This is a genomic window from Thermoplasmata archaeon (assembly GCA_038851035.1).
Lineage (GTDB): Archaea > Thermoplasmatota > DTKX01 > VGTL01 > VGTL01 > JAWCLH01.
Window position 1 is genome coordinate 26,149 of record JAWCLH010000030.1, and the last position, 6,489, is coordinate 32,637.

Below are 6,489 nucleotides of genomic sequence, written 5' to 3' on the forward strand. Positions count from 1 at the left end.
GCACGGGGTTGGTCCGTCAGGCCGGTTCCCCTCTCCTTCCCTTCTGGTCCACGATGCTGAGCCTCCCCTTAGGCACGCTAATCGATTCTGTCTCCATTGGCGGGGCCTTCTATAGGGAATATATAATTACTCGGACAATCGCCCCGGCCCCTGAACCCATCCCCTCTCTCCCCGGAGCCTGTCGCCCACCCCTCTTCAAGGGGCCTGTGTACGAAAGGGACCGGCTGTTCCCAGAAACTGAGCTGGACTTTACCCTGACAACGGGCTGGGGTCCCGAAGGACCCGAGGCCCACCTATTCATAAAGCTCTACCCATTGAAATACAATCCTCTGAGCGGCAGAGTGGTCCAGCTTGTGAGCGGGAAAATCGAGGTCCGGTGCATCCCTCCCCCTTCTCCCCTCATGCCTCGCGGCAACGAGACCTACACAATTCTCGCCATCTGTCCCGCGGAATTCGAGGGCGAGATGCAGAAGTACGCGGACCACAAAACCTCCATCGGCCTCTCCTGTAGGGTCGTCAACCTGACCGCGGTCTACGACGGCTCGATATTCAACGTGAGCGCGGGCCGGGACAGCCAGGAGAAAATCAAGCTCTTTATCAAGCAAGCGCTCGAGAACTGGAGCATCCAGTATGTCGTTCTTGCGGGCGATGTGGACAAGGTGCCGATTCGCAGGGTCTATATCAATGACATTGATGGCACCTCCACACCAACGGACCTATATTACGGGGACATATACAAGGACGGAGGCCTGAATTTCTCTGACTGGGATTATGATAGAGACAATGTCTTCGGAGAATCAACATCGAGCAGCGCCAACGCCGACAAAGTTGACCTCGACCCGGACGTGAGCGTGGGGCGCCTGCCCGCGGGAACAGTGGCGGAGCTCAAGGCCATCATCAACAAAACGATTTCATACGACGAGAACATCACCTCGCGCCCGGACTGGTTCCGTAACGCGACCCTGGTCGGCACAGATACCTTCGGACCCTCAAGGGGCGACAACTCGGGCATTGCGGAGGGTGAATACGCCTGTGACATGGCCTCCGCCTTTATACCCCTGTTCAATTTCTCGAAGTTTTATGAAAAGAGTGGGACATTCAGCATATCCGGTATCACCTCCGCAATGAACGCCGGCTGCGGCCTCGCCCTCTTCTCGGACCATGGCAGCGTCGGCGGCGTATGCTACCCGGACTCCGGCGGCGGCCCCGGGCTCTCGAGCAGCACGGCGCAGAATCTAAATAATGGCCACAAGCTCCCCCTGTCGATACTCGACGCCTGCCTAACTCACTCGGTGGACAGCAGCGAGTGCCTCGGGGAGTATCTTATCCTCAACCCGATCGGGGGCAGCATCGCAAGTATCGGCCACACAAGAATAGGCTATGGGTCTTTTGGGACCTATCACGTGAGATGGAACTCTGGGTATATGCTCGTTCATCTCATCGAGAGCTTCAGCCAGGGCACGATAGCGCCTGCGGCCATGCTCGACGAGACCAAGAGGAGCTACTTGAACAACGTCGGCATATGGGACTACGCCGACTTCAAGACGCTGGTCGAGTACATCCAGCTCGGCGACCCCATCGCCTTCATCGGTGGTCCCTGTATAGACGCCACACCCGAGAACGAGAGCCTCTGGGCATATCCCGGCGAGGCCGTTGAGTACAGAATCACCGTGGCCAACAATGGCCTCCACGCCGAACAGCTCAGTCTGAGCACATCCGGCGGGAGCTGGGTGACCACGCTCGACCCCGAACATCTGCGGCTGAAGGCAGGGGCAACCGCGAACGTCACGGTGCGGGTCGAGGTGCCCGCCCGTGCGCTCGCCTATCAGGAGGAGCTCACCACCCTCTCGATTCTGCAGGGCAGTACCGGCATCCCCATCGAGCTAGGCCTGAGGACATGCGTGAAGTGCGTCAGGAAGGTCGAGCTGGCGCTGGAGGTTGGAGAGTTCAGGGCACTTCCTGGGGACACCGTCCCAGTGAACTTCACCATTAGGAACTCGGGCAACATCGAGGAATCTGCATGTGTGACACTGAGCGGGGGCGGCGGCTGGTGGACTCCTGAGCTGTCCATCAGCGGTCTCACTGTCGGGCCGTGGGGCGAGAGGGCCGCCTCGCTGGAACTGGCGGTCCCTCAAAAGACCCTGAGCGGTAGGTACAGCTTCCTAACCGACCTCCGGACCGAGAGCGGTCTTTGCGCCGCCGCACCACTGATGGTAGAGGTGCTCAAAACCTATGGCATCGCCCTTGAGACGAACCAGACTGAAGCTCTCGCAGGTCCACGAGGAGCACTTTTCCGCGTTAACCTGAAAAACATCGGTAACCACCAAGAGCCCGTCGAGCTCTCCCTAAGTGGCATCCCCGAGGGCTGGAGCGCCCTCTTCCCCTCCGTCCTGACCCTCGGGGCGTTCGAGGAGCAGGAAATCCAGCTCGTCATTATCCACGCCCGGCGCGCCCTGGCGGGCCAATACCCCATCTGCTTAACGGCGCGTGACAGCAGCGGCCTCAATAGCGCCTCGCTGGAACTCTCAGCGGTGGTCGAGCGGGTATCGTCCCTCGAGCTCTCTTGCCCAGATGCCAGGCTCGCGGTGGACCAGGGGTCAGACGTTAGCTTCGAGGCCCTCGTCCATAGCGAATCCAATTTCCCAGAGCACATTGAGATTGACATTACGGGTCTGCCCGAGGGATGGGACTGGTTCTTAGGCTCCGAGGAGCTCTCCCTACCACCTTTCTCGAGTGGGAGAGCGGTCGCCACGATTCAGGTCCCGCCGCTCTGCGCCGCCGGGGCCTACCGATTCGAGCTCGTGGCCTCAACGGAGGGTTGGAGCGCCTCGCGGAACCTGACCGTTCAGGTCAGGGAGAGCAGGAGTTTCACACTCTTGGCAGACATGACGCAGCAAAGGCTTTCCCCGGGAGACTCCGTAGAGTTCAACCTCTCGATTAAGAACACCGGCAACTGCGGGGACACCTACGTTCTCTCTCTACAAGACGGCGCGGTCGCCCAGTTCTCAAGGAACTATATTTCAGTGGGGGCCGGAGGGGTGGAGTGCGTCACGCTCACGGTCTCCATTCCGGAGAGCGCCGTCTCGGGTTTGAGGCCCCTGCTCGTCAGAGCCGCGTCCTCCATCGACCCCTCGCTCTCGAGGAGCGCTCTTCTCGAAGTGTGGGTCGAGAGGGTCTCAAGGCTGGAACTCGAGTTCCTGAACTCTTCGATTGTTCTCGAGGGTGGAGAGGGCTTCTTCCCAGTCGTCGTCCGGAACATGGGCCCGGAGACGGAGACGATCTCTCTGACCCCCCTCCGCGGTCCACTCTGGCCTCTCCCACAGGCTCCAGTCGTAATTCCACCCGGCGGGGTGAGGGAGCTTGTGGTGCGCTTCGCCGTCCCCTCCGGGACGCCTGCCGGCTTCTATAATATCTCGCTCATCGCGGCCTCGGAGCTGCAGTCGTGGGAACTCATCCACAGTGTTCAGGTCGTAGGTCGGCCACACACAGGAGCCAACGGGCTCCCGCCCGGCGGCTCCTCGGTCACCGATTACACTGTATTGCCTGCGGCCCTCATTGTGCTCCTTCTGGTGACACTTATAGCCGGTTTGGCGCTCATCGCGCGCCTGAGCCGGCGCTGAGCAGGCGAAGAATCTGTCCCCCGCCTCTGAGAAGCCGAGGGCTCGGTGGAGCCTTGGGCGCCTTAATGACCAGCCGTCACCCGTGACGCTTCCCCGTGTCCGAGGCCCCGTGGCTCAGGACGTGGTGGTACATTTCCACAGGCATCAGGGACGAGGCGGCCCTCTCCACGACCTCGCTTAGCGCGGGGTGTATATGCATCCCATTGGCTATCGGTGCTAGGCTCTTCTCCTGGGTGTACATCAGCGTCACTAGCTCCTGAATCAGCAGGGAGGCGTGGGGGCCTATTATGTGCGCGCCGAGAATTCTCCCGGCCCTGGCCTCAGCGATTATCTTTGCGAAGCATCCGCTGGCCTCCATCGCGAGCCCCTTCGCCGTCTCTCCATAGTCGGCCCTCCCTATCAAAACGCGCTCCCTCCCCAGCGCACGAACCGCCTCTGCCTCGCTCATTCCGACGCTCGCTATCTCCGGGTATGTGAAGACCGCGTGGGGCACCGCGCGGTAGTCCACCTTTACTCTCTGCCCAAGAACGGAGTTCTGATAGACGACGAGCGACTCGTAGTTTGCGGCGTGCTTGAACATATACCTCCCAATGGCGTCGCCTAGTGCCCATACGCCTGGTGCAGTTGTCTCGAGATATTCATTCACGAGAATCCAGCCCCTCCTGTCCGTCATCACCCCTCCCCTCTCTGGGTGGAGGATGTCGGTGTTGGGGGCCCTCCCCGTCGCCACCAAAATCTCGTCCACGGCGATAGAGCTAGTGCTACCCGTTGCCCTATCTACCGCGTGGATGAGCTTTTCTCCTTTAGGACCTACATCCACACCCACGACCTCGTGGTTGGTCAGCAGATTGAGGTACAGGCGCATGTGCTCCGCGGCATGCTCCGATACCTCGGGCTCCTCCCCAGGTAGAATTCTCGGGTTCCGGCCTATAATGGTGACCGATGAGCCCATCGCTGAGAAGAAGTGGCCGTATTCCGCCGCTATATAGCCGCCCCCAATTATCCCGATTCTCGCAGGCAGCTCCCTCCAACCCAGCACACTGTCGCTTGTGTGAAAGCCTGTCCTCTCGAGCCCCCGAATCGGCGGTACAAACGGTCTTGAGCCCGTGCAGAGCACAATTGTGCGGGAGCGGATTTTCTCGCCGCTGACGGAGAGCGTGTAGGGCTCGACGAACTCCGCGCGGCTCGGATAGTAGTCAATGTTAGGAGAACTCTCGAGGCCTCGCCGAATTTGCTCTATCTCCTCGTTAATCATCCGCCGCATCCTCTCCATCACCCTTGTGAAGTCCGCGCGCACTGGACCCGTTTCGACCCCAAAGTGCTTGGCATCCTGAGCCGTTCTGAGCACATCGGCCGAATGGAGAAGAATCTTTGTCGGTATGCAGCCTCTCGTTAGGCAAATTCCGCCGGGTGGGTCCTTGTCTATGATAGCCACCCTCACGCCGGCGCGATGCCTAAGCATGGGGGCCACGATATTCATCCCCGAGCCCGTGCCGATCAGGACGAGGTCGTACTCCCTCACAGTCATCCCTATGGCGAGAGGGTCGTCTGAATAAGAACGTTATGCTTGGAAATGGCGTTCAATTATCACGTATTGAATCCGTGGCCGGTGGCTCATTGGTGGGCAGGTGGCAAGGTCGTGCTAGTGCAAAGTGGAATTCTAACGGGGTGATGACGGGATTTTGACACCAAGGGACACGGCACGCTGTGAGGGGCGAACCCCGGGGGGCGGGGCCCCCCAATGGTGAACCGATGAACCGCCTCTCCTGGTTTCGTCTCCCCGTCATCACCCCTTGAGAGCCACACTCCCTTCGTTTCTCCTCCCTTAGCAGTCCCTACTTATTCCTATCTCTGGCTCCTCTTGAGCCCCTACCCCAACATCCTCCCTACTACCCTCACTTGTTCCTCTCCACGAGGGTGTCCCCAGCCTCGCCCTCGGCCTCTAGCTCCTTGTCTTTAAGCCCCGCCTCGGCGGGCGGAGCGGGGGCCTCGGGCTTCCCAGCCTGCTCCGGCGCTGCCACAGGCGCCAGGCTAGTGGCCTGGTCTATGTCCTCAGGCTTCGCCTCGCCCACGCCGCTCTTGTCCTTTAGGCCAGTCTTGGCGGGCTGAGGCTCTGGAGCCTCCGGCGGCGGGGCCTCGGGGGGCTTCGGGGGCTCCTTCGGCCTCTTCTTCATCACCCTCTCGACCTTTGGCATCGTAGCCCTGCGCGCCTCCTGCGCCTCCCTCTCCCTCCGCTCCGCCTCCGCGGCCTCGATTTCCGCAAGCACCCTCTTCCTTCTCTGGCTCCAGGAGGCGGTGACGATGTACGTGACCAACGGCAGGGCCAGTCCGATTCCTATCATTAGCCCCGCCAGGTTGAGCATCCAGCTCGTGTCCTCCTTCACCACCACTGGCGGCTTCTCCTTCAGGACCACCCGGGACTCGGTCACGGTGTTGCCCGCGGCGTCCGTGCTCTTGACGGTGATTCTGTTTTCGCCGTCCTCGAGCACGACGGGAATCGCGAATAGGCCGTCGCGCCCGACGAGGACGACCGTCTCGGTGTTTATTAGCACCCTGGCGAAGGGCTCGGTCTGGCCCGTGACGGTTATCAGCCTCTGCTTGGCCTTGAGTCCCTCGTCGGGGAACGTGAGCACGATGGTCGGGGTTGTGGTGTCAAGGCTCACGGTCCTCGTCAGGACGACGGTGTTGCCGGCCTGGTCCGTGGCCGAGACCACGATTCTCTGCGTCCCGTCCTCTGGGAAAGCGAGGGTCTGGGTGAAGACGAAGTCCACGACCTGCACGAGCTCTCCATTGATTCTGACCTCGGCGCCGAAGTCCACGGAGCCCACGACGGTGACGACTCTGGAGGCCAGAGCGAGGCCGTCCGCGG

3 protein-coding genes are annotated in these 6,489 nt (G+C 61.0%); 1 reads left to right on the forward strand and 2 read right to left on the reverse strand.

Translation table 11 applies throughout. From position 1 onward, the window contains the following. The first annotated feature begins 206 nt into the window (after positions 1 to 206). Positions 207 to 3,620: a C25 family cysteine peptidase gene (locus QW379_08925; GenBank protein ID MEM2870518.1), complete on the forward strand. Its 3,414-nt coding sequence runs from the start codon at positions 207 to 209 to the stop codon at positions 3,618 to 3,620. A 76-nt stretch (positions 3,621 to 3,696) separates the two neighbouring features. On the opposite strand, the gene QW379_08930 is transcribed toward QW379_08925, so the two are convergent. Both QW379_08930 and QW379_08935 read right to left on the reverse strand, forming a co-directional pair. Next, positions 3,697 to 5,148, reverse strand: coding sequence for a dihydrolipoyl dehydrogenase (locus tag QW379_08930; GenBank protein ID MEM2870519.1), 1,452 nt, complete (start codon positions 5,146 to 5,148; stop codon positions 3,697 to 3,699). A 367-nt stretch (positions 5,149 to 5,515) separates the two neighbouring features. After that, positions 5,516 to 6,489, reverse strand: a 974-nt coding sequence (locus QW379_08935) for a hypothetical protein (GenBank protein ID MEM2870520.1), incomplete at its 5' end; no start/stop codon positions are given.